Source organism: Bifidobacterium castoris (assembly GCF_003952025.1).
GTDB lineage: Bacteria > Actinomycetota > Actinomycetes > Actinomycetales > Bifidobacteriaceae > Bifidobacterium > Bifidobacterium castoris.
Map to the genome: position 1 here is coordinate 117,157 of NZ_QXGI01000002.1, position 24,145 is coordinate 141,301.

General features: G+C 62.5%; 19 protein-coding genes. 10 read left to right on the top strand and 9 right to left on the bottom strand.

Going from position 1 to position 24,145, the window contains the following annotated elements:
- Positions 1–9: 9 nt before the first annotated feature.
- Positions 10–1,182, bottom strand: a complete 1,173-nt coding sequence (locus D2E22_RS02720) for a substrate-binding domain-containing protein (RefSeq protein WP_126031842.1) — start codon at positions 1,180–1,182, stop codon at positions 10–12.
- Between the two features lie 221 nt (positions 1,183–1,403).
- Between D2E22_RS02720 and D2E22_RS02725 the strand changes: the two genes are divergently transcribed.
- From D2E22_RS02725 to D2E22_RS02735, 3 genes are read left to right on the top strand one after another with little or no spacing between them, the layout of a single operon-like run.
- The gene (locus D2E22_RS02725; RefSeq protein ID WP_126031602.1) at positions 1,404–2,642 is read left to right on the top strand and encodes an ROK family transcriptional regulator; all 1,239 of its coding nucleotides are present in this window, start codon (positions 1,404–1,406) and stop codon (positions 2,640–2,642) included.
- Entirely contained in the window at positions 2,617–3,423 is an 807-nt protein-coding gene (locus D2E22_RS02730; RefSeq protein WP_126031603.1) for an ATP-binding cassette domain-containing protein, read from the top strand. Before D2E22_RS02725 ends, D2E22_RS02730 begins: the two co-directional genes overlap by 26 nt.
- Positions 3,424–3,477: 54 nt before the next feature.
- On the top strand, positions 3,478–3,813 hold the full coding sequence (locus D2E22_RS02735) for a hypothetical protein (protein ID WP_126031604.1): 336 nt from the start codon (positions 3,478–3,480) through the stop codon (positions 3,811–3,813).
- 9 nt (positions 3,814–3,822) lie between these two features.
- On the opposite strand, the gene D2E22_RS02740 is transcribed toward D2E22_RS02735, so the two are convergent.
- The 5 genes from D2E22_RS02740 to arfA all read right to left on the bottom strand — a co-directional run bounded on the left by D2E22_RS02740 (position 3,823) and on the right by arfA (position 9,874).
- Positions 3,823–4,857 carry a LacI family DNA-binding transcriptional regulator gene (locus tag D2E22_RS02740; protein WP_126031605.1) on the bottom strand — a complete coding sequence of 345 codons (1,035 nt, stop codon included), beginning with the start codon at positions 4,855–4,857 and terminating at the stop codon, positions 3,823–3,825.
- Between the two features lie 177 nt (positions 4,858–5,034).
- Positions 5,035–5,925, bottom strand: coding sequence for a carbohydrate ABC transporter permease (locus D2E22_RS02745; RefSeq protein WP_126031606.1), 891 nt, complete (start codon positions 5,923–5,925; stop codon positions 5,035–5,037).
- Position 5,926: 1 nt separating this feature from the next.
- A complete protein-coding gene (locus D2E22_RS02750; RefSeq protein ID WP_126031607.1) occupies positions 5,927–6,859 on the bottom strand; it encodes a carbohydrate ABC transporter permease in 933 nt (310 codons plus the stop codon).
- Between the two features lie 73 nt (positions 6,860–6,932).
- The gene (locus tag D2E22_RS02755) at positions 6,933–8,309 is read right to left on the bottom strand and encodes an ABC transporter substrate-binding protein (RefSeq protein ID WP_126031608.1); all 1,377 of its coding nucleotides are present in this window, start codon (positions 8,307–8,309) and stop codon (positions 6,933–6,935) included.
- Between the two features lie 23 nt (positions 8,310–8,332).
- Positions 8,333–9,874: an arabinosylfuranosidase ArfA gene (gene arfA / locus D2E22_RS02760; RefSeq protein WP_126031609.1), complete on the bottom strand. Its 1,542-nt coding sequence runs from the start codon at positions 9,872–9,874 to the stop codon at positions 8,333–8,335.
- A gap of 327 nt (positions 9,875–10,201) precedes the next feature.
- Between arfA and D2E22_RS02765 the strand changes: the two genes are divergently transcribed.
- The 3 genes from D2E22_RS02765 to araA all read left to right on the top strand — a co-directional run bounded on the left by D2E22_RS02765 (position 10,202) and on the right by araA (position 14,148).
- Complete coding sequence (locus D2E22_RS02765; RefSeq protein WP_126031610.1) at positions 10,202–11,830, top strand: xylulokinase; 1,629 nt, start codon at positions 10,202–10,204, stop codon at positions 11,828–11,830.
- A 36-nt stretch (positions 11,831–11,866) separates the two neighbouring features.
- Positions 11,867–12,559, top strand: a complete 693-nt coding sequence (locus tag D2E22_RS02770) for an L-ribulose-5-phosphate 4-epimerase (RefSeq protein WP_126031611.1) — start codon at positions 11,867–11,869, stop codon at positions 12,557–12,559.
- A 71-nt stretch (positions 12,560–12,630) separates the two neighbouring features.
- Positions 12,631–14,148 (top strand): L-arabinose isomerase, encoded by a 1,518-nt coding sequence (araA, locus tag D2E22_RS02775; protein WP_126031612.1) that lies wholly within the window; start codon positions 12,631–12,633, stop codon positions 14,146–14,148.
- Between the two features lie 110 nt (positions 14,149–14,258).
- Here araA and D2E22_RS02780 read toward each other — a convergent pair whose 3' ends face one another.
- The gene (locus D2E22_RS02780; protein WP_126031613.1) at positions 14,259–15,164 is read right to left on the bottom strand and encodes a DUF3800 domain-containing protein; all 906 of its coding nucleotides are present in this window, start codon (positions 15,162–15,164) and stop codon (positions 14,259–14,261) included.
- Between the two features lie 29 nt (positions 15,165–15,193).
- On the opposite strand from D2E22_RS02780, the gene D2E22_RS02785 reads away from it, so the two are divergent.
- Together D2E22_RS02785 and D2E22_RS02790 are read left to right on the top strand one after the other, a co-directional pair.
- Entirely contained in the window at positions 15,194–16,057 is an 864-nt protein-coding gene (locus tag D2E22_RS02785; protein ID WP_126031614.1) for an aldo/keto reductase, read from the top strand.
- The gene (locus D2E22_RS02790) at positions 16,054–16,803 is read left to right on the top strand and encodes a glycoside hydrolase family 127 protein (protein WP_126031615.1); all 750 of its coding nucleotides are present in this window, start codon (positions 16,054–16,056) and stop codon (positions 16,801–16,803) included. The genes D2E22_RS02785 and D2E22_RS02790 overlap by 4 nt, the downstream gene beginning before the upstream one ends.
- 114 nt (positions 16,804–16,917) lie before the next feature.
- Here D2E22_RS02790 and D2E22_RS02795 read toward each other — a convergent pair whose 3' ends face one another.
- Positions 16,918–17,253: a hypothetical protein gene (locus D2E22_RS02795; protein ID WP_126031616.1), complete on the bottom strand. Its 336-nt coding sequence runs from the start codon at positions 17,251–17,253 to the stop codon at positions 16,918–16,920.
- A 271-nt stretch (positions 17,254–17,524) separates the two neighbouring features.
- Here D2E22_RS02795 and D2E22_RS02800 point away from each other — a divergent pair, with 271 nt between their 5' ends.
- Positions 17,525–18,844: a Fic family protein gene (locus D2E22_RS02800; protein ID WP_241218140.1), complete on the top strand. Its 1,320-nt coding sequence runs from the start codon at positions 17,525–17,527 to the stop codon at positions 18,842–18,844.
- A 154-nt stretch (positions 18,845–18,998) separates the two neighbouring features.
- On the opposite strand, the gene D2E22_RS02805 is transcribed toward D2E22_RS02800, so the two are convergent.
- Positions 18,999–21,752, bottom strand: coding sequence for a phosphoenolpyruvate carboxylase (locus tag D2E22_RS02805; protein ID WP_126031618.1), 2,754 nt, complete (start codon positions 21,750–21,752; stop codon positions 18,999–19,001).
- A gap of 519 nt (positions 21,753–22,271) precedes the next feature.
- Between D2E22_RS02805 and D2E22_RS02810 the strand changes: the two genes are divergently transcribed.
- Complete coding sequence (locus D2E22_RS02810) at positions 22,272–24,071, top strand: threonine/serine exporter family protein (RefSeq protein ID WP_126031843.1); 1,800 nt, start codon at positions 22,272–22,274, stop codon at positions 24,069–24,071.
- Positions 24,072–24,145 lie beyond the last annotated feature (74 nt).

Below are 24,145 nucleotides of genomic sequence, written 5' to 3' on the forward strand. Positions count from 1 at the left end.
CGCCGCCCGCTAGCGGACGGCTTCGCCCTTCGTGAGCTTGTCGAAGCGGTCCTGCGTGAGGTACTTCGCCTTGACCAGGTCGTCGAGGTTCTCCACGGTGATGTTCTGCGGGTCGAGCAGCTTGGACGGCACGTCGACGTTGTTGTTGTTGAACTCGCCGTTGATGCCGGTGACCTTCTTGCCTTCGGCGATCTCGATGATCATGTCGTACACGGCGTCGGCCAGCTCATCCACGTTCTTGAACACGGTCTCGCCCTGCTTGCCGGCCGCGATGTTGGACACCGCGATCTCCATGGCGTCCTGGCCGGTGATCGGCGGCCAGGATTCGGTGCCAGGCTTCATGTCCGGGCGCTTGGATTCGATCGCGTTAATCACGCCTTGCGCGATGCCGTCGTATGGGGTGAGCACGGCGTCGAGTTTCCGGCCGCTGGCATAGGTGGAATCGAGGATCGACTCCATGTCCTTCTGCGCCTGCTCGGTCTTCCATGACTGCACCGAGATCTTCTGCCAGTCGTCGACGGTGAAGTCCTTCGTCACGCCGCCGCCGTGGTTGGACGGGCAGACGAGCACGCCCTTTTCAAAGTATGGCTGCAGGATGTCCCATGCGCCTTTGAAGAAGTATTTGGCGTTGTTGTCGTCGGGCGAGCCGGTGAACAGCTCCATGTTGAACGGACCGGTGTCGCCATCGTTGAGCCCCAGCTGGTCGACCAGGTATTCGGCCTCCAGTTTGCCCACCTGCTCAAGCTGGAATGTGGCGTAGTAGTCCACGGCGTCGGTGTTCATGATCAGCCGGTCGTAGGCGATCACGGTGGCGCCGGCGTCGCGGGCCTTTTCCACGGCGGGCCCGACGGCCGATCCGTCCTTGGACGCGACGACGAGGATCTTGGCGTTCTGGTTCACCATGTTCTCGATGTCCGCGTTCTGTTGCGCCGGTTTGTCGTCCGCGTAGTTGAGGACCACCTTGTAGCCAGCCTTCTCAAGCTTGTTCTTGAGGTTGTTGCCGTCTTTGTTCCAACGCTCCTCGGATTTGGTCGGCATGGAAATGCCGATTGTCGCGCCTTTTTCGAGTTTCTGGGTGCCACCGGTCTGCTCGAATCCGGAACGGGTGGATCCGCATGCGCTCACGCCGGCGCATATCGCCAGACTGCTGATGAATGCGGCTATCTTGGTGATGCGTTTCATCTGCTCCATCTCCTTTGACGGAATGTACAGCGTCTCTGCTGCGATCTCGATGAGATCTACCGTCAGCATACGCCTTTGCGTTAAGTTGTCAAACTCAAAACGCCGTGTTTTGTCATGTTGAGTTCATACTCTGAATCCAATATGGGGATTTTCTGCATGTTTTCCACGGTTTTCGTGTATTCAAGACTGATTTCAGGTGCGCGCCCTCTATGCTGGTGTGTATGGCAGGACGATTCTCGAAGAAGAAGCTGGGCTCGCAGAGCTCGCTGCGTGAGGCGAATCGCGCCAACCTGTTGGACTCGATCCATAAATTCGGCGCGATGACCCAGGTGGAACTCGCCGAAATCATGGGCGTCTCCACAGCCACGATCTCCGCGCTCGTGCACCAGCTGGTTGACGAGGGCCAGCTTGAGACGCACGGCACCGTGCGCAACAGGCGGCGTGCACAGCTTGTCACGCTTGCACATCACAGCGGTCTGGCCGCCGGCGTGCACATCACGCGCCGGGGTCTGCGCATCGTATTATGCGACGACACGCGCACGCCGTACATGGAGCACCATTACCCGCTCGCGCGCAACCATCTGCCCGATACGACGCTCGACGTCGCGGCCCGTATGATCCGCGAATCGCTCGAGCAGATGGGCACGGGGGTCGACGAACTGCTCGCGGTCGGCATCGCGCTGGGCGCGCCGGTCGACAAACGCACGCATATGCTCGCGGTGCCCGGGCTGCTGCCCGGCTGGGAGGATGTGGACATCACCGCGGTGTTCCGCCGCATGTTCGGTGTGCCGGTGAGCGTGGACAACGATGCGAACATGAGCGCGTTCTGCGAGGCACGTGTGGGGGCGGGCAACGGCGTCGAGGATTTCGTGTATGTGAATGCAAGCGATGGCGTGGGCGCCGGCATCGTGCGCGGCGGCGAAGTGCACCATGGCGTGACCGGCCTTGCCGGCGAGATCGGACACATCCAGGTGGACCCTTTGGGCGCCATATGCCAATGCGGCAACCGTGGCTGCCTCAATACGATTGTGGATGAGCGGCGGCTGGCGTCGCTGCTTTCGGTGACCCATGGCGATCTCACTCTCAACGACCTGGTGCTGAAGGCGAACGAAGGCGACCCCGGCTGCCGGCGCGTGATCGCCGACGCCGCGGTGCGTATCGGCAATGTGGCGTCCACGTTGTGCATTTCGGTCGACCCCGAGCTCGTGGTGGTGGGCGGCGAGCTGGCGCAGTCGGGCGAGGTGTTCCTCGACCCGTTCCGCGAGGCGCTGCAGCGGCTGCTCTTTCCCGATGCGTTGACGCCGATCGCGGTGCTCGAGGCGAAGCTGCCGAAGGTCAACAGTGCGCTGGGGGCCGGAATCATGGCGATGGAGAACGTGGAACGGGAGGCCTTGAACGGTGGCCGTTCCCATAAGGGCAAGCAGGGGGAAGACGATGTGCCATCAGTCAACGTTGATTGAACTGCGCGGGATTTCGAAACGGTATGGGAACGTCGAAGCGCTGCGCGACGTCAATCTTGTGGTGCAGACGCGGCAGATCGTGGCCGTGGTGGGCGACAGCGGCGCCGGAAAATCCACGCTCGTGCATGTTCTGGCCGGGCTCGTGCAGCCCGATGCCGGCAGCATCGCGGTGCGCGGCGAGACGGTGAAGCTCGACAGTGTGGCGAAGGCGGTCGAGCTCGGCATCGCCTCGGCGTTCCAGCAGCCGCAGTTCTGCGAGAACCTCGACGTCTCCGCGAACATCTTCCTGGGACGCGAGATGCGCCAAGGGCTGTCGATGCGCGATGACGCGGGCATGTACGCTAAGGCGCGCGAAGTGCTCAACACACTCTCCACGCCGGTGCGTGCGGGGCAGAGCATCGCCTCGCTTTCGGGCGGCCAACGGCAGACCGTCGCCATCGCGCGCACACTGCTCAACAACCCGAGCCTGATCGTGCTCGACGAGCCGACCTCCTCGCTCTCGGTGACGCAGACGGCCGAGGTGCTCGATTACATCGTGCGGCTCAGGTCGGCCGGCCGCAGCGTGATCATGGTCTGCCATGACCTGCCGAATGTGTTCGCGGTCGCGGACCGCATCGTCGTCATGCGGCACGGCACGGTATGCGCCGTGCACGCTACCGCCGACACCACGTATGAAGAGGTGATCGCGGAGATCTCGGGCGTGAGCAAAGGGGCCGTGGCCAACCGCATGCGCGCCCGGGCCTCGCGGACGTCCATGCCGTGTGCGGGCGGAGCGGAGTAGTTTTCGGGGAACGGCAATGATGCGGTTCCCGGCCCGACTAAGGGAGGTACACACATGAACACTGCGGAACTCATTGTTTCCATTGTCGTCGGCCTTGGCTGCTGCGCGCTGGGCATGTTCCTGGGGTCGATGCCGCTCAAGCGTGACCAGATCACTGAAGAACAGAACAAATACCAGCAATTGGGCGGCTTGCTCGCGTGCGGTCTCGTGGTGATCCTGATGCTGCTGGGCATGGGCACCGCGTCGTGGGTCGCCATCGCGGCGCTCGCCGTGGGGGCGGGCGTCTGCCGTATCCCGGCGGTGCGGCGCATGCTGCTGGCGTGGTTCCCTATGCTCAAGCCGGCCGAACCGCGGTCGCCGCTGCGCAAGGCGAAGCCGAAGAAGCGCTGAAGGGCGTGTTCAGAGTCTGGTCGAGGCGCGCTCCACCAAGGTGAAATCGGAGGTGTAGACGCGCGGAGGGCCGCCATAGCCTTGGATGCGCTCGATGAGCATGTCGACCGCATGCCGCACATAGCTGTCCACATGCGGGTCGATTGTGGTCAATGAAGGGTTCGCATACTTCGTTTCTGGCACATTGTCGAAACCGATCACCTGCACGTCGCCGGGCACCCGCAGCCCGCGCACCTGCAGTTGGTGGAGCGCGCCGAGCGCCATCGCGTCGTTGAGGCAGATGATCGCATCGGGGTGCACGCCGCGTTCAAGCATCAGGTCCACGGCGTGCACGCCGCTGTCGCTCATGAGCAATCCCCATGAGAACAGCATGCCTATATCGACTTCGAGTCCATGCTCCTGATGGGCCTGCATATATCCCTGCATGCGCAGCGCCTGGGTGCCTTCGGTGGCCTTACGGTAATGCTCGACGCCGAGCGAGCCGTCCGCGCCGAATAACGCAATGGAGCGGCAGCCCGCGTCGAGCAGGCGGTTGGTGGCGTACCTAATCGCGTCCGCGTTCGGCATGGTGACCTGGTCCACTTTGCCGTAGGCGCTCCAATCACCGGCGAGCACAAGCGGATAGTTCTGCTCGAGGAGCTTGCCATGCTGTTCGAAGGCATGGTCGGCGAACACGATCCACCCGTCGGCGGCCAGGTTGTTCGCCTGTCGCATTGCGCGGGCCAGCCCATGCTCCGTCTGCCCGTATGTGTTGATGATGACGCCATAGTGGTATTCGCGGGCGTAGTCGATGACCTGATCCGCCAGGTATGAGGCGAAGGGCTGGGAGAAGTCGAACACCGCCAGTCCGAGCAGGCCGGTCGTGCCGGTTTTCAAGGACCGTGCGGACAGGTTGACGGCATAGTTCAGTTTGTCCATCGCGGCGAGCACGCGTTCACGTGTCGATTCGCGCATGCTGCCGGTGCCGTTGATCACGTTCGAAACCGTTTTGAACGAAACACCGGCTTCTGCGGCGACATCTTTGATGGTCACACCTCTTGCCATGATGCACCTCCGGTTTGCTTGGCAGTGCCCGTGCCTCTAGTGGATGGTACGCCGGCTGCCGCATATGGGCATTCGTCGTGGTTTTGATTATATTGGCGGCGATCCACTGGATGGCATGGATGGGCGCCCACGTCCCAAGGGGCCGTGGGCGCCGTGGCTCCCCCGTTCCGATGAATGTCAGGATTTGACCGCGCCTGTGGCGAGGCCGCCCACCCAATAGCGTTGCAAGAACAGGAACGCAAGCACCATCGGGATGATCGAGAGGAACGCGCCGGAGGTGACGAGATTCCAGATTTGCTCAGATGCGGCGCCTGCCTGCGACTTGACCTGCCATGCGGTGAGCCCGACGGTGATGGGGAAGAGCCGTTGGTTGGTGAGTACCACCTGCGGCAGGAAGAAGTTGTTCCAGGCGCCCACCACGGAAAGGAGGAATACCGTGGTGATGGCGGGGGTCATGATGGGAAGCGATACTTTGAAGAACGTGCGCAGCTCTCCGGCGCCGTCCACACGGGCGGCTTCCAACATCTCGTCGGGCAGCGACTGCATGCAGTAGATGCGCATCAGGTAGACGCCCATGGGATTGAGCAGCGTAGGCAGCAGCACGGCCCAGGCCGTGTTCGTCATGCCGACATTGCTCATGAGCAGGAAAATCGGGATGACCAGTGCGGTGGCGGGGATCATCAACGCGCCGAGCACGATGTTGAAGTACGCCCTCTTGCCGCGGAATTGGAACTTCGAGAAGCCATAGCCGGCCATGACGGCGATGGCGGTGGCCAGGAAGCCGCCCCCGAGCGCGTAGACGAACGAGTTGGCGATCCACCGCCAGTATATGCCGTCCTGATAGCCGGAGAGCTGCTTGATATTGCTCCACAGGGCGAAGTTCTTGTCGAACCACATTGGGCCGTTCGATCCAAAGAACAGGCCGGAATTGCTTTTTGTGGCCGCCACGATGAGCCACCACACCGGCACAAGGAAGTAGATGCATGCCAGGATCAGCACGACGGTGGTGAACACGCGCGGCGACCCCTTGATCGCATGTGCGCGGTTGGCCTTGGTTGCGGTTGCCATGTCAATCCTCCAATCCGGATTGCTTGCTCGTGAGCTTCATGAAGATCACGCTGAAGATGACGACGATGAGACCGAGTGCGAACGACACGGTCGCCGAATAGTTCGTGTCGTTGTAATTGAAGGCGAGCGCCTGCGCATACATGTTCGGCGTGTATTCGGGCGGGATGACGGTGGGCGCCTGATTGCGCAGCACGGTGGGCTCGGTATAGAACTGCAGGGTGCCGATGAGCGAGAAGATCGTGACCATGACCATCGATCCGGAGATCATGGGGATCTTGATGCGGGTGGCGATGCGGAATTCGCCGGCGCCGTCGATGCGCGCGGATTCGTAGAGTTCGGTGGGAATCGACTGCAGCGCCGAGTAGAGGATGACCATGTAGTAGCCGGTCCACTGCCATGTGACCACGTTCACGAGGGCGCCGAAGATGCCGTTGGGCGACAGGAAGTTCGGGGTCTGCATGCCGAACAGTTCGAAGATCGAAGTGAACGGGCCCATGTTCTTCGAATACATGAATCCCCACATCAGTGCGCCGATCACGCCGGGGATCGCATACGGCAGGAAGATGCACAGGCGTGAAGCGGAGCCAAAACGGTTCTTCATCGTGTCCAGCAGCAGCGCGAAGAACAAGGCCAGCCCCAGCTGGATGGGCACCATGACCACCGTGTAGAGGACCACGCGCCCCATGCCCGTCAGGAAGATCGGGTCGGTGAATACGCGTGCATAGTTGCTCAGGCCGGTGAAGCGTTCGCCGAACACCTGCGAGTAGGTGAACAGCGAGAGATAGAAGGCGTATGCCAGCGGGATCACCAGGAAGATGAGGAACACGATGCCGAAGGGGGCGGTGAAGAACCAACCCCACATGCTTTGCCGGCGGCCGGCTTTGCGACGTGCCTTGTCGATGTCCTGTTGCGTTGCTTGTGCTGTCGTAGTCATTTGAATCTCCTCCCTCGAAAGAAGGCGGGGCGGCCCATGCGGTCGCGTGTGGGCCGCCCCATGGAATCACGGTTTATTCGACCGTGAAGCCCTGCTGCTTGGCGTATTTGTCGAGGGTGTCGTCGAGCGAATTGAGGTTGTCCTCAATGGCGCCGCCGTCCTTGACGATCTTGGAGAAGGCCTTCACCTGCTCGTCGTAGGCGTAGGTCTGGAAGGGGAGGAACGAGTATCCCCTGTATCCTTCCGCCACCGGAATCGTGATCTCGTTGACCTTCTGGCCGCCCATGAAGGAGTCGGCCATGTCCTTGAAGGCATCGGACTGGAGCATGTCAGTCCATGCGGGGAAGAGACCGCCATCGGTCACGCCGATCTGCTGCGCTTCCTTGCTGCCGAAGAGCTCGCGGGCCACTTTGTAAGCGGCTTCCGTGTCTTTGGCCTGGTCCGTCACGGCCCAAGCGGAACCACCTTGGTTCACATCGGGCGTAGCATCGTCCCAGACAGGTGCCTTGTACATGCGGAAAGCGCCGGTGTCGGAACCATCAAGTCCTTGGATGTAGCCGGTGAGCCACGAAGCCTGCACATAGCACGCGTATTTGCCCGACAGCATGTTCGTGTTCCAGTCGGTCGTATTCGCGTCCGTCGTGTCGACAAGGCCTTCCTTGACGAGTCCCTGCCAGAACCGGAGCACGTCCTGCACCCCCTTCGAGTTGAAGTCGATGCCCACCTTGTCCGGCTCGGAAGCGGAGTACTGGTACACGTTCGCGCCCTTTTGCGCGAAGAGCGCCAGGTTCACGGCAGTGCCGTTCGGCGCCCAGTCGCTCAGATAGCCGTCATAGCCCGCGGCCTTCAGGTCGCGGCCGGCCTGCGCGAATTCGTCCCATGTGGTGGGCACCTTGACGTTGTATTTGTCGAACACGTCCTGGCGCACATACATCACAAAGGGACCCAGATCCACGGGCACGCCGTAGATGCCGGTATCGCTGTCCATCGTCACGCCGTTCCAGACGCCTTCGGTGTAATCCGCCTTGTGCTCGTCGAAACCGAACTGCTTGAGATCCACAAGGTGCTTCTCCTTGCCGGCCACGAACTGGGGCATCGCCTCGTACTCGAGCTGGATCACGTCGGCGGCGCCTGTCTTCGCTTTGATCGTGTTGTTGAACTTCGTGTATTCGGGGCCGCCTTGGCCGGCGTTCGTCCAGCAGACCTGCAGGTCATCGTGGGTCTCGTTGTACAGGTCCACCACCTTTTCGATGGCGGGGTACCATGCCCACACGGTCACTTTCTGCACGCCCTTCTTCGGAATGGTGTTCTGGCATTCAGCGTTATCGTTGGCCGTTTTATCCGTATGCACGGCCGCGGCCCCGCCTTCTGGCGATCCGCCGCCGCAGGCCGCGATGGAAACGGTCATCGCCGCCGCCAGCACGGCGAACGCTTTGTTTGCCTTGTTCATGATGTTCTCCTGTTCTTTTCGTTTCAACGCATATGGATGGCGGTCCAGCTCACCGGCGGCAGCACCACGGAGACGCCGCCATCGTGCACTGAGGTCGAATCGTTGGTATACGGTTCCACACGGTTCTGGTCGTGGAGCGTGTTGGCGGCGAGGATGTCGTCGTCATGGAGGGTGCGGGCCTCGATCTCATGCGGTGTGAAGCCTTCCGGCAGTTTGATGTCGAACGTGCATTCGTCGGCCGGCGAGCGGTTGGTGACGAACACGGAAACCGAGCCGTCCGCGCCGCGCACGGCGACGGCGTTCGTGGAGGCCACGTCGCCGTAGCGGTCGGTGTGGTATCGGGGGGATTCGATCTTGGGTTCCAGCACGCTGCCACCCTTGGACCAGGCGGCTGTGAGCGAGAACGGGTAGAACGTGGTCTGCCTCCATGCCGGGCCGTTGGGTTCGGTCATGATCGGTGCGATCACGTTGACGAGCTGGGCGAGCGAGGCGGCGTGCACGCGGTCGGCGTTCTGTAGCAGTGTGATCAGCAGGTCGCCCACCACCACGGCGTCGGCAAGCGAATAGACGTCTTCCAGCAGACGCGGGGCCACCGGCCAGTTGCCGATGCCCTCGGGATTCTTGCTTGGTTCCTCTTCCTGATACCATACGTTCCATTCGTCGAACGAGATGTACACGTTGTGGTCGCTCTTGAGCCGCGAACGGGTGGCGTCGATGGCGGCGCCCACATCTTTGATGAAGCCGTCCATATCCACGCCGGAGGCGAGGAACGACGCCATGTCGCGAGAGCCGTCGGGCATGACCCGCGGGAAGTAATAGGCATGTGCGGAGACGAAGTCCACCTTGTCGAAGGTCTGTCCGAGCACGGTCTCCTCCCATGCGCCGAACGTGTCCATCGTGTGACTCGACGAACCGCAGACCACCAGCTCGAGGTCCGGGTCGATCATGCGCATGCCGGCCGCGACCGATGCGGCGAGCTTGCCGTAGTCCTCGGCTCTTTTGTGACCCGTTTGCCAAGGTCCGTCCATCTCGTTGCCCAGGCACCACATGCGGATGTTGAACGGGTCGGCGGCGCCGTTGCGGATGCGTTCCTCGGACCGGGCCGTGCCGCCGGGGACATTCGCGTATTCCAGCAGGTCCAGTGCCTCGGCAAGTCCGCGGGTGCCGAGGTTGACGGCCTCCATCAGCTCGTTGCCGCCGGCCTTGCGCAGCCACGAGGCCATTTCGTGCAGGCCGAATTGGTTGGTCTCGGTGGAATGCCAGGCCAGGTCGAGGCGGCGGGGGCGGTCCTGCCGCGGGCCCACGCCGTCTTCCCAGTTGTAGCCGGACACGAAGTTACCGCCCGGGTAGCGGATGGTTGTGGCGCCGAGCTCCTTGACCAGGTCGATCACATCCTGCCGGAACCCCTCCTCGTCGGCGGTGGGGTGCCCGGGTTCGTAGATGCCGGTGTATACGCAGCGGCCCAGATGCTCGACGAACGACCCGAACATGCGGTCGTGCACCGGGCCGACCTTGAATTCGTCATCCGCCACGAGTCTGGCATGTGCTTGGGTAGGCTCGGCCATGGTTCCTCCTATTCCTCTGTGTCGCACTAAGTACAACGTTGTTCTTTTGCGCAATGGTTCTTCGTCGTCGAAGAAGGGTTGGGGTTGGGTTCGAAGGTTGGGTCAGTACAACCTTGTACTTCATGTTACCGCTCACATTTAGTTTGTAGCGTCAAAGGGGCAGTGTGGGTTGGTCAACGATTGGAATGACGCCGTTTGCTCGGTGTGTTGATGTGGTCGTGTTCGCTCAGGGCGAGCGCGGTTTTGCCTTGCCGGCGTGTTCTCGATTACGTGAGCGCTAACATAAAGGTGTCCTACAATGATGTGAACGCTCACACAGGAGGAATCATGGCGGATTCGCAAGACAAGATCGCCGAGAAGATCCGTGGCGGACGCACGTCCCTTGGCATCGAGTTCGGTTCCACGCGCATCAAGGCGGTGCTCATCGACGACGAGTGCAATACGATCGCCACCGGCGATTACGGATGGCAGTCGCACCTTGTGGGCGGCTTGTGGTCGTATGACGCGGACAAGATCTGGCGCGGTCTGCAAAGCGTCTACGCGGATATCGCCGACCGTGTGGAAGCCGACTATGGGCTCAAGCTCGCGCACATCGGACAGATCGGTTTCTCCGCGATGATGCACGGCTATCTGGCCTTCGACGCGGATGGCGAGTTGCTCGTGCCGTTCAGGACATGGCAGAACACCAACACAGGGGAGGCCCATGAGAAGCTCTCCAAGCTCTTCCAGTACAACATCCCGGAACGCTGGTCGATCGCACACCTGTACCAGGCGGTGCTCGACGATGAACCGCACATCGGCTCCGTACGTTACTTCACCACGCTCGCCGGCTACGTACACTGGAAGCTCACCGGCCGCAAGGTGCTGGGCATCGGGGACGCCTCCGGCATGTTCCCGATCGATCCGGACACCAAGACCTATGAGCAGGGGTTCATCGAACGGTTCGATGCGCTGCCCGAAGTGGCCGTGCAACCGTGGAGACTCGAGGATCTGCTGCCCGAACCGCTCGTCGCGGGCACGGCCGCTGGCACGCTTACGCCGGAAGGAGCGGCGCTGCTCGATCCCTCGGGCGTATTGCAGCCGGGGGTGGTGCTCGCGCCGCCGGAAGGTGACGCTGGCACCGGCATGGTGGCCACGAATTCCGTGCGCCGCCGTACCGGCAACGTCTCCGCTGGTACGTCGATCTTCGCCACTGTCGTGCTTGAGCACAAGTTGTCCACGCTGCGCCCGGAAGTCGATCTGGTGACCACTCCGGCAGGCGATCTGGCCGGCATGAGCCATGCCAACAACTTCACCGCCGACCTGAACGCGTGGATCAACCTGTTCCGCGAATTCGCGAAGCTGAGGGGATGCTCGGTCGACGACGCCGAGCTGTACGGCGAGCTGTTCCGCAGCGCCGTCAGCGAGCGCGCCGATCCGGACGCCGGCGGCATGCTCGCCTACCCGTTCCGCACTGGCGAATTCCTGGCCGGCCTAGCCGAAGGGCGTCCGCTGGTCGTGCGCGAACCAGAGGCGCGGTTCAACCTTGCGAACTTCATGCGCGCGCAATTGTTCGGCGCGTTCTCGCCCGTCACGATCGGCATGGATGTGATGACGCACGACGAAGGTGTGCGGATTGATTCGCTCGTGGGGCATGGCGGAATCTTCGCCACACCCGTTGTGGCGCAGCGCATCCTCGCCGCCGCGTTCAATACGCCGATCCGCATCATGACGACGGCGTCTGAGGGCGGCGCGTGGGGCATGGCCGTCCTCGCCGACTATCTGCGTCATGCGGATATGCCGCTCGCCGATTATCTCGACGGCATGGTGTTTGCGCACGCGCAGTCCGTGACGGAGACGCCGCGACCGACCGATGCGGCGGGGTTCCGCGAGTTCTTCGCGCGGTTCACACAGGCGCTGCCGATCGAACGTACGGCGGCCGAATGCATGCCGATCGGCGGCGGTCAAAGCGACTGACCGGATCAATACGAGTCAATACGGAAAGGAATGACAATGGCAACGCTTGCAGAGTATGGGCCGGAAGTCCGCGCGGAAGCCAAGCAGGTGCGCGAGGTGGTTGCCTCGCTGCACGAGCAGCTCATCAAGTGGAATCTGGTGGTGTGGACGGCCGGCAATGTCTCGCAACGGCTGCACACGGCGGACCTGATGGTGATCAAACCGTCCGGCCTGCGGTACGAATACCTGACGCCGAGCTCGATGGTCGTGTGCGATCTGGACGGCAATGTGGTGGACGGCGCCGAATCGCCGTCGTCCGACACCGCTTCACACGCCTATATCTACCGCCATATGCCGGAGGTGTACGGCGTGGTGCACACGCATTCCACATATGCGACCGCCTGGGCCGCGACAGGGCAGAACATTCCCTGTGGCCTGACGATGATGGGCGATGAGTTCGGCGGCGATGTGCCGGTCGGGCCGTTCCGCCTGATCGGGTCCGAGGCGATCGGTGAAGGCGTGGTCGAGACCCTCAAGGCATATCCGAGGTCCCCCGCTGTGCTCATGCAGAACCACGGGCCATTCACCATCGGCAAGGACGCGGAAGCGGCGGTCAAGGCGGCGGCGATGACCGAAGAGGTCGCGCACACAATGTGGGCGGCGCGCCAGCTCGGCGACATCATCCCCATTTCCCAGGAAGACATCGACAGGCTCAATGACCGCTACCAGAACGTGTACGGCCAGCACTGAGCCATGCCGTCCGCAACGAGACCCACACCCCCAACAACAACGGATATCACAGTGAAGTGAGGAACAATATCATGGCATTGGAGAATCCATTCGAAGGCAAGGAAATCTGGTTCGGCGTCGGCTCGCAGGACCTGTACGGCGAGGAGGCGCTGCATCAGGTGGCGCGGCAGTCCACCGAGATCGTCGATGCGCTCAATGCGAGCGGCCGCATCCCCGTCAAGCTCGTGCTCAAGCCGACGCTGAAATCGTCGGACGGCGTGCGCCGGTTCATGGTCGACGCCTCCGCGGACGACAACTGCATCGGCGTGATCACGTGGATGCATACCTTCTCGCCGGCGAAAATGTGGATCCGCGGCCTCGAATCGCTCAAGAAGCCGCTGCTGCAGCTCAACACGCAGCACCACTTCGAGATTCCGTGGGACAGCATCGACATGGACTTCATGAACCTCAACCAGGCCGCGCACGGCGACCGTGAATATGGGTATATCGTCACGCGTCTGGGCATCCCGCGCAAGATCGTCGTCGGGCACTACACCGATCCGGCGGTCGCCGACAAGATCGGCGTGTGGGCTCGTGCATGCGCCGGCTGGCAGGCGTCGAACACGATGAACGTGATGCGCTGGGGCGACAACATGCGCAATGTGGCCGTGACCGAAGGCGACAAGACCGAAGCGGAGCGCGTGTTTGGGGCCTCGATTAACACATGGGCCGTCAACGAGCTTGTCGCCGCCTATGATGCGGTCAAGGAGGATCAGGTCAAGGATCTCATCGAAGACTACAAGGCGAAGTACGAGATCGCGCCCGAACTGTTGGACAAGGACTATGATTCGCTGTTCATCGCGGCACGCGAGGAATGCGCGATGGTGAACATGATGCGAGCCAATGGCTGCACGGCCGGCGTCGACAACTTCGAGGACCTCGGCGCGCTGCCGCAGCTGCCGGGCGTCGGCCCGCAGCGTTTCCCGTCCGAATACGGCTGGGGCTTCTCGGCCGAAGGTGACTGGAAGACGGCGGTGCTTGTGCGCATCGGCGCGGTGATGGGCTACGGCCTCGAAGGCGGCGCGTCGCTCATGGAGGACTATTCCTATAACTTCACCCCGGGCAACGAGATGATCATGGGGTCGCACATGCTTGAGGTCTCGCCGGCGGTGGGCGCAATCGCCAAGCCGCGTCTCGAGATCCACCCGCTCGGCATCGGTGGCAAGGCCGATCCTGTGCGCCTCGTGTTCACGGTGGCGCCGAAGCAGGATGCGGTCGTCGTCTCGCTCGCCGACGTTCGTACTCGGTTCCGCATGCTGATGAACGTCGTGGACGTGGTCGAACCGCTCGGTTCGCTTGCCAAGCTGCCGTGCGCGCGTGCCCTGTGGAAGCCGGAGCCGAATCTCGAGGTCTCCGCCGAATGCTGGCTGCGGGCCGGAGGCTCCCACCACACCTGCATGACCACATCGGTCGGCCGTGAGGCGTGGGAGGACTTCGCGCGCATCGCCGGCGTCGAACTCGCGACGATCGACGCCGAGACCACGCCTCGTGCGTTCGCACGCGAGCTCGAGATCGAAGACATGTACCACGAGCTCAGCAACCGCCACTGATCCATCACGACTTCCCCTCCCTTTCCTTTCCCCCGCCGTGCGCCGGTGCCCATCGGGTGCCGGCGCACGGTTTTCCGCACCTTGCCATACTGTGCGCACGGTGCGGAGGGTTATGCCTCCGGCATCTGGAGACGGCTGACGATTCGATAGTAGTTTTTCCTGAACTCTTTCTCGGAACCGAAGAATCTGATGTCCGTCTGTGTCTGGTGTGATGTCCGGTATTTACGTGCGGTCAGTTCGACTGTGCAAATGAAATCCGCCACTTGGGCCAGCCGATAATCCACCTGAGAAGCGAGGCGCGCTTCTATCGCCTCTGTGGAGATGACATCGTGGATGGCGTCATCGAGGGCGCACACCACCAGCTTTTGCCCGTTGTCGTAATAGCGTTTGATCTTATCGAACTGTTGGAAATAGAGCAGATGATTTTGCAAATAAGTTGCAATGTCACGGGTAAGCCGACTGCGGAGTCTGGGGGAATCGAATGAGTTGGTGCTCCGGTTGCGGAAATCGGATTTCTCATACATGAATGTCACATAGGATACCGGCAGCTTTCGAACCATGAGCAGAAATGACCGCAATAGTTGCTGACGTTCTGAGGGTGGCAATGAGCGATACGGGCCATTGCCATTCAGCAGCGGTTCGGTGTGCAGGGGGATGTCGGGGAGATGCTTATTGGCAAGTGTTTCTTGATAGGCATCAAAAAGTGGAAGAACGGCATCATCTTGTTCGTGAAACACCAAGGAGACACCGAAATACTCCGACTGTCTGGCGTCTCTTCCAGTCTCGCCTGTTTCATCCACGAAGATTGAACATTCCCTCATCCTGCTCCCCGATAAGAAAAATGCCGGGGATAACCCCGGCGGTTGGAGATCGGCATTGCTGACGATCTGAGTATTTACGAGTATAACATCGGAGTGTCGGAAAGCAATGGTTCCGGCGTGGCGTGCGGGCTTATGCGCCGGTATCGTTCTGGTCGCGTTGGGCGCGGGAGTCAGCTGCATGCGCAGTGCTAGCATCAGTCGTAGATATACAGAAAGGCGCACTTATGAGCACGCTCGCTGATCAGACCTCGCACATCCCCCTCGTCACGCTGCACGACGGCACGAGGATTCCTCAAATCGGACTGGGTGTGCTGCGCATCGATGACGAAGGCGTCGCTCCGGTCGTCGAATCGGCGCTTGAAGCCGGCTATCGGCACATCGACGGCGCCGCCGGCTACAACAACGAGGAGGGCGTGGGCCGCGCGCTCGCCGCGACCGGCTACAACACGGGCGAGAAGCGTGCATCGTTGTGGATGACCACGAAACTGCGTGATTCCGAGCAGGGGTGCGATTCCGCGATGCGCGCCTTCGACCGCTCGCTTGAACTGCTGCAGCTTGACTACGTGGACATGTATATGATCCACTGGCCCACGCCCTTCGATTGGCGCAGCGGCGAGACGTGGAAGGCGCTGCGCGAACTGCGCGAAGATGGCCGTGTGCGCACACTCGGCGTCTGCAATTTCATGCCCGAGCATCTCGACCGGCTGTTCGATGAAACGGGGGAGTACCCGACCGTCAACCAGATTGAACTGCACCCCACATGGCAGCAGCGTGATGTCGTGGACTATTGCCGTGCGCACGACATCGCAGTGGAGGCGTATTCGCCGATGGCGCGCGGCGCCGATCTGGCGAACGGCGTCGTCGAGCATATCGCCGCCGCACATGGGGTGAGCCCCGCGCAGGTTATCTTGCGTTGGCATATCGAGAACGGCACGATCATCATTCCCAAGTCCGTGCATGCCGAACGCCAGCGTGAGAACCTCGATCTGTTTGGTTTCGCGCTGACGCCGCAGGAGCATGCGCAGATCGACGCGCTCGACGGCCCGACGCGCGCCGGCCATGATCCGATGACCTTCACCTACGCATGAACGATGGGGGCTGCGCGTGCTGCCCGGCGAACATCGCGCGGCTCATCGCGTCGATGGACCAATATGTGTACACGGAGAAGGACGATGGACGCACGGTGTTGGCGCATCAGTTCGTGTCGAACGAGGCGCGCTTCGACTCCGGCCTGCGTGTACATGAGGAGTCGGGATTCCCATGGAACGGCTGTGTGACGCTGGAGGCGTCGATGCCCGAGGATACCGGGTTGGAGTCGGTGGATCTGCTTGTGCGTGTACCGGAGTGGTCGCGTGACGATTGGCAGGTGTCCATTGACGGCACCAAGCGAAAGGTGGCCGTGGTAGACGGGTTCTTCGCGGTGAATGTTGCACGTGGAACACGGCATCGAATTGAGCTCGACTTCGATTATTCGGTGCATGTGATGCGCGCGAACTCGCATGTGAGCGCCGATGCGGGACGTGTGGCGTTCACCGCGGGGCCGATCGTGTTCTGCGCCGAGCAGGCCGACAACCCGGGGAACCTGTGGGGCTACAGGATGCATTTGGACGATGCATTGCAGCGCGCGCAGCTGCGTTTCGACGACGATTTGCTCGGCGGCGTCAACACCGTGAGCGTGCCGGCCGACCGCGAGGACGAGGATTCCACGCATGCGCCGCTGTATGAGCGGATGACGGGTCCGCGCGAGAGCACCCCCACCGGGCTCACACTCGTGCCGTATTATGCATGGGCGAATCGCGAAGTAGGCCAGATGAGCGTCTTCCAGCGCGTGTGAATTGCCCACAGGGTGCGTGTCTGTGCCTTCGGATGGTCGGCGTGCATCGTTGCGCGAGCGGTGTGCCAACGCATGAAGCCGGATCGGTGAGGGTGTGACGTGTGTCGGTGGCGGTCAGTTTTCCGCTTCGAAGACGTTGAGGTCGGTGGTCATCAGATCGCGGGTGTCCTTGGAGAAGAAGCCCTTGTCTGCCGGGAAGTGATCCGACTTCACGCGGTCGGCGTTCACCCATTCATTGAGCACGTTCACGGTGACTTCGGGCAGCCCGATGCGCGATGCGGCGACGATGAGCTCGTCGCGGTTGTTGTCGGTGTCCTTCATCTCGGACAGTCCGTGCAGCGCGTCGAGATTATCCTGGAAATCGGCGATCGGCTTGTTCTCGAACAGCACCTGATACCACTGATACAGCGCTTCGCCGGTGCGGGTCATGTCTTCGGTCGTTTCCGCCATGTCTCATCCTTCCTGTTGTGCGCGCCTGATATGATGCGCGCCGTGCAATCGTTCAGGTGACATCGTAAACGCGCCGGTCAGCGCGCGTGCGGAACTTCCGCTGCCGGTGTAACGGTGATGATGTGCGTTTTGGATGGTCTCCGCGCCAGCATCCGTCGTCTGCGCAAATGATACTTTCTATCATTTACGGCCTGTTGCGTGCCGAGATGCGCGCTCTAATTGATACTTTCTATCATTTACGACGTCAATTCGATAGTGCAGTCTTCTGATTATGCTCATCAGTATCAATATCGAGACCGGAGGATGCGGCATGGGTGATACGTACCGGCGGCTTTCCACGCTGTTCCATATGGATGCGAGCGCGGAGGCGAAGACCAAACTTGAGCATGCCGCGCGTGAGCGGCTGGAATCCGATTCGACCTTCCGCACCGGCATCACCACCAGGCTGGGCGAGCTGTTCGTCGCGATGCCGCGCGAGCTAACCGTCAGAATCAACGACGTGCTCGTTCAGGACCGCAAAGTGGCGCTGCTGTGGGACCGGCTTCCGCAGATCATGAAACGGAACTACATCGACCGGGCGATTGGCGACGAGATCCTCTCGACGAACGAGATCGAAGGGGTACACAGCACCCGCAGGGAGGTGGAACTCGCGGTGGCCGCCGCGCAGGAGCGAGAGGACGATGCAGTGACGGCGGCCAAGAGTCCCCGCCGCGACCCGTATCGGACCCTTCGATTCAGCGAGTTCGCCAAACTCTATCTTGGGTTGACCGACGATCAGGTTGAGCTGCCGCATTCGTTGAAGGATCTGCGGCGCATCTACGACGATGTCGTCGGCGAGGAAATCGCAGCCGAGGATGTGCCCGACGGGCGATTGTTCCGTGCCAAAGGTGGGCAGATCATCGGCAACGGCGCCCGTGTCGTCCACACGGGCGCGCATTCGCAGGAGCGGATTGAGACGCTGTTGGAGCAGATGCTGGGACTCATGCGTTCCGAAACGATGCCGACGCTGCTGGCTGCGGCCGCCGCGCATTTCCTCTTCGAATACACGCACCCGTTCTACGACGGCAACGGCCGTACCGGCCGATTCCTGTTCGCGCTCAATCTGCGATCCGCGCTTGCGACCCCCACGATCCTTTCGCTGTCCCGTGTCATCGCACACAACAGGCCGCAGTATTACAGGGCGTTCACGCAGGTGGAGGATGCGCTGAACCATGGCGAGTTGACCTTCTTCGTGATGACGCTGCTCGATTTGATCATGGAGTCGCAGCATGACCTCGTCGAATATCTGACGCAGTTGATGAACGGCGTGAAAGGGCTTAGGCGTCGATGCGACCAGCTGACGGATATGCACGCGCTTTCCTCCCATGCGGGCGAGGTGCTGTTCGCGCTTATGCAAGAGCAGGAGTTCGGCGGCTGGCGGTCGATGACGCTCGATGAGGCCGCCCGGCATCTTGGTCTGTCGAAGCAGAGCGCGCGCAAAGTGGTCAAAGAGCTTGAAGAGGCCGGACTTGTCGAGTATACGAAGCGGCGTCCGCTGATGTTCCGTTGCTCCGGCGATGGAGTGAATCTAGAGGGGATGCCTGAGATTTGAGCTATTTCGTGGTGCGATGCCCCGCAGTGGCATGATTCCCGCGGAGCGCCGTCAGCCATGTGCCGGCGCAATGACGGTAATGAGTGGGGGCCGTGACGCGGGATGATTTCCCGCGTCACGGCCCCCACTCATTGAAGAGGTCGGATCCTTGGTATCAGCCGGTGTTCTGCAGGCCGGCGGCGACTCCCGAAACGGTGCACAGGATCAGGTAGATGAAGCCCGCCTGCTGGCTCTTCGAGAGCTCCTCCTTGTCCACCTTCTTACGCAGCGAACGCAGCGCGAGCACCTGGGTGACCGACAGCGCGTCCACGTACGGGGAGCGGATGCGGATCGCCTGGCCGAGCACATGGCGGTGCTGCAGCGGCCATTCGTCGCCGACGATGCGCAGCACCCAACGGCGCGTCAGCTCCATCTCGTGCAGGACCTTGTCGCGCAGATCGTCGCGGTCGCCGAGCGCGAGGTACATCTTCGCGATGCGTTCGTCGGTCTTCGCGAGCGACATCTCGATGTTGTCGATGAACGTCGAGAACAGCGGCCACTCCTGATACGCCTTGCGCATCGTCTCGAGGTCGCCGAAGGCCTCGCACGCGGAGCCCAGACCGTACCATGCGGCGAGGTTGATGCGCGCCTGCGCCCACGAGAAGATCCATGGGATCGTACGCAGATCGTCGAGCGACTTCGCGCCCAGACCGCGCTTCGCCGGACGCGAGCCGATCGGCATCAGGCCGATTTCGGTCAGCGGCGTGACCGTGGAGAACCATGGCGCGAAGTCCGGCGTGTTGAGCAGGTCGAGATACGTCGCGTGGGAGACCTCGTCGAGCTTCTTCGCCATTGGCGCGAACGCATCGGTCATCTCAGTGTTCGTCTTCTCGACGCTCGGAGCGGACTGCAGCAGCGTCGCGGCGGCCACGGATTCGACGTGGCGGATCGCGAGTACCGGGTTGCCGTAGCGGGCGAAGATGACCTCGCCCTGCTCGGTGAGCTTGAAGCGACACTTGACGGAGCCCTTCGGCTGCGCGAGCACGGCGCGGTTCGCCGGGCCGCCGCCGCGGCCGACGGCGCCGCCGCGGCCATGGAACAGCGTCAGGTCGATGTCGTTCGCCTCGGCCCACGTGGCGATCCGCTCCTGCGCGGAATGCAGCGCGAGCGTCGCGGAGGTCGGACCGGCGTCCTTCGACGAATCGGAGTAGCCGAGCATGACCTCGAGCTTGCGGCCGGTCTGCTTGAGCCGTGCCTGCACCTCGGGGATCTTGATCATTTCGTCGAGCACGCTCACCGAGTTCTCGAGATCCTCAAGCTGCTCGAACAGCGGGATGACGTCGATGACCGGCGCATCGTCCGGATTCGAGAACGCGAGACGGTTGAGCTCGTAGACGTCGCGCACGTTCTTCGCGCTCTTCGTGAACGAGATGATGTAGCGGCGCGCGGCCTTGATGCCGTTGCGCTTCTGGATCGCGCCGAGCGCGCGGAAGGTGTCGAGCACCTCGACCGTCATCGGCTGCAGTTCGCCGCGTTCGCCATGCAGGCCATGCTCGCGGATGTCGTCGAGTGCGCGGGCGTGCACGACCGAATGCTGGCGGAACTCCATCTCGACCATGTGGAAGCCGAAGGTCTCCGTCTGCCAGATGAGATCCTGCAGCGGGCCGTAGGCAGCGCGCTTGTCGCCGGCTTCGGCGAGCGAGCGCTGCACGACGCGCAGGTCGGCGAGGAAGTCGTCGGCGCTGTGGTACATCAGGTCGGCGTCGCGCTTGATCGTGTAGTGCAGACGGTCGGCCAGGACGAGCATGACGGCGCGGTGCAGCTCCTTCGTCGAGATGAGCGACGCCTTGCTCGTGAGCCGCTCACTGATCTCCCTCTGCTGGTTCCACAGCGTATGCAGCTCGTCGCTCGGCGGCGTCGTCTCCGCTTCCACCGTCAGGTTCCGGCCGACGTTGCGAGTCGCCTCTTCGAGGGCTGCGAGCACATGGTCGGAGAACTTGCGCGCCACCTGACGGCTCACCTTCGCGGTGACGTTCGGGTTGCCGTCGCGGTCGGAACCGATCCAGCTGCCCGGATGGAAGAACGCGGGGCACGCCGGTTCGACGGTGCCGGCCTTGTCGCCGAGCACCCAGTCGTCGAAGCGACGGTAGACCATCGGGATCGTGTCGAACAGCGTGTTGTCGAAGATGTCGAGGATCGTGTCGGCTTCCTCGACCGGCGTCGGCTTCTTGAGCGCAATCGGGGACGTGCGGAATAGCGCGTCGATCTCGTTGTAGAGACGGCGGTAGCATTCCTTCTTGTCCGATCCGCCCAGCATGCGGTATGCGGCGAGCTGGTCGGAGATGCGGCGGATCTTGCCTTCCACGGCCTTGCGCCGCGCCTCGGTCGGATGCGCGGTGAAGACCGGATGGAACTCGAGACGGTCGAGCAGCTCCTTCGCCTTGGCCGGACCCATCTCGGCGATGAGCTGGTGGTAGGCCTTCGTCATCTCGTTGACCGGGTCGATCGCCTGGGAATCATCCACCTTCGCCTCGCGGTCATGCAGCACGGAGACGCGGTAGTTCTCCTCGCACAGGTTCGCGAGATGGAAGTACGTGGTGAACGCGCGCGCGAGCAGCTGCGCGTCGTGCAGGTTCATCGCGTCGATCGTCTTGACGGCCATTTCAAGGTCGTCGCGCTCGGGATGGGTGTCGGTGAGCACGCCCGAGAAACGTTCCGCGCTCGCGTCGACGGCGTACTGGCGCACGGTGTCGAAGGTGTTGAGCAGCGATTCGTCGTATTCGGAAAGCACTCCACGCAGAATCTCGAGACACAGATCCATGTCTTCGTGCAGTGTGGGGGGAAGCTCACGCTCCTCGGGGGCCTTGGTCCCCAGACCGGACGTGACGATGGCCGCATCCGCAGGCGTGATCTGTTCGTTATCAGTCACATTGACCTCCTTCTAAGAACATCAGGTTGCTCGGTCTTCCGCTCATCCGCGGCTCCTCCGCGGTTGTGTTGATCGGACGTTGCGAGCCCACAGCCTTAAGTTCTCTTCGGTTGCACGCCCATTGTAGGCGCGGGGAATCGACAGTGCGGCCGTTTGGGGGCCGAAAGGGCCATGATATGAGACGGCTGCCGTACACGGTCTCGCGCGCGCGGTACATAGAGGGACATGGACGGCCACGACCGGCAGATTTCATGGTTTCGGCGGCTTTTGGCCGCGCAGGTTTCCGGGTCGTTTGGGCGGCGCGCACGGTGGGCGGCGCACAGGCGTGCACGGCGGCCCACGTCCAGCGCCCGCACGTTAATGGAAGCCATGAGCAATGAGCAGACGCAGGGGAGAGGTGCAGGCCTCCACGATCGCTTCCGGGGAGCCAACGCCGACCATCCTCACCACCATGGCGGCCCGCCTACGAGCGGCGCCACGGCCGCCGGGAAATACCATTCCCATTCGATTCCGCTGGACATGGAGGACATCGAGCGCGACTGGGACAAGCCGATCCAGGACGCCGGCATCGCCGCGAAGGCGAGCGTCATCGTGCGCGTCGGCATGCTCGACCTCGGCGCCGGAACCGGCAGTTTCCGCGTGCGCGAGATGATGCACCGCATCGCCTACCCACTCGGCGTGCACGTGCGCGCCGACGTCAATCTCACCGACATCGAAGCCGCATGCACCGACGGGTCCGGACGCATCACCGAAGTCGTCAATCTGCCGACAACGGGTGTCAACACCGAACGCATCTGGCTCCTCGAACATTTCGCCGACTGGTTCAGCGTCAATCTCGGCACCGGTTCGATGTACCACCGCGAGACGAAGGTCTCCGACGGTCTCATGCAGCATCTCGACATGCGGGACGCTTCGCAGGTCTCCGCGGATATGGCGAAACGGCTGCGTGAGGAGCGGCATCAGACACGCGTGGCCGAACGCGCCGCCGCCTCCGACGCGGCGGTCGAGGACCACGAGGCCGCGCTCGCCGGCAACGCCGCCGACGTCGCGGCGGCCACGACGGGCGATGCCGCGATGCGGTCGGAGGACGGCGCGGCGCCGGAAGTCGGCGAAACCGTCATCGACGCGCTCGTCAAGGCCGACGGCCATGGCGACGGTGCGCGTGGCAGCGCCGAACAGCTGGCGATGCCGCGTACGCCGCGGACGCGGTTGCGCGCGGCCGCCGGCGAGCGCACGCGCGCTTGGCGTGAACGTTCGCAGCATCCGCCGAAGAACGGCTACGCCAAGCATTTCGACCATGTCGGTGACGGTTCCGCCGCACGCAAGACGCATGAGATCACGGTGCGCGACGTGCATCGGCGGCTCGATATGATCGAACGCCGCAAGCCGCTGTATTCGCCGGCGCTATCGGGACTCGCGTCCGCCTGCGCGTGCGCGTCCTTCGTGTTCCTGCTCGGCGGCGCGCCGTACGACATGATCGGCGCGTTCGTCGGCGCCGGGCTTGGCCAATGGCTGCGGCGACGGCTGTTCGCGCATCATCTCAACCAGTTCTTCGTGACCTTCGTCTGCGTGGCCGTGGCGGCCTTCGCGTGCGTCGGCACCTTGCGTCTAATCGGCCTGTTCAATCCGGTGGCGTTGCAGCACGACACGGCGTACATCGGCGCGATGCTGTTCGTCATCCCGGGATTCCCGCTCATCACCGGCGGCCTCGACATGGCGAAGATCGATTTTCCGTCCGGCGTGCAACGCGTGATGTACGTCATGTGCATCATCCTGATGGCGACGCTCGCCGGATGGATGGTCGCGTCGCTCGTGCAGCTCAATCCGCAGGGATTCGAATTCTCGCATCTCGACCCGTGGGTGAACGGCTGCCTGCGCGCGCTGTTCGCGTTCATCGGTGTATGGGGTTTCTCGATGATGTTCAACTCGCCGCAGCGCATGTGCCTCGTGGCAGCGACGATCGGCACGATCACCGACACGCTGCGTCTTGAATTCGTCGATTGCGGATTGCCCCCGGAGGCGGGCGCGTTCCTCGGCGCGATGCTCGCCGGCCTGCTCGCCTCGGCGTGGCGTTCGGCGGTGCGTCACCGCCTGCTGCCGCCGCATCTGGGCTATCCGCGCATCTGTCTGACGGTGCCGTCGATCGTCATCATGGTGCCGGGCATGTATATGTATCAGGCGATGTTCCATCTGGGGCAGTTCGAGACGCTGCTCGCGCTCGACTGGGCGTTCCGCGCGTTCATGGTCATCATCTGCCTGCCGATCGGCTTGGCGATGGCGCGCGTCATCACCGACAAATCATGGCGGTACGACGTGTGACGGTGGACGTCGTCCATATGGCTGCGGGGCGGCGCTTGGAAATCCAAGCGCCGCCCCGCAGCGTTTTCCCGATG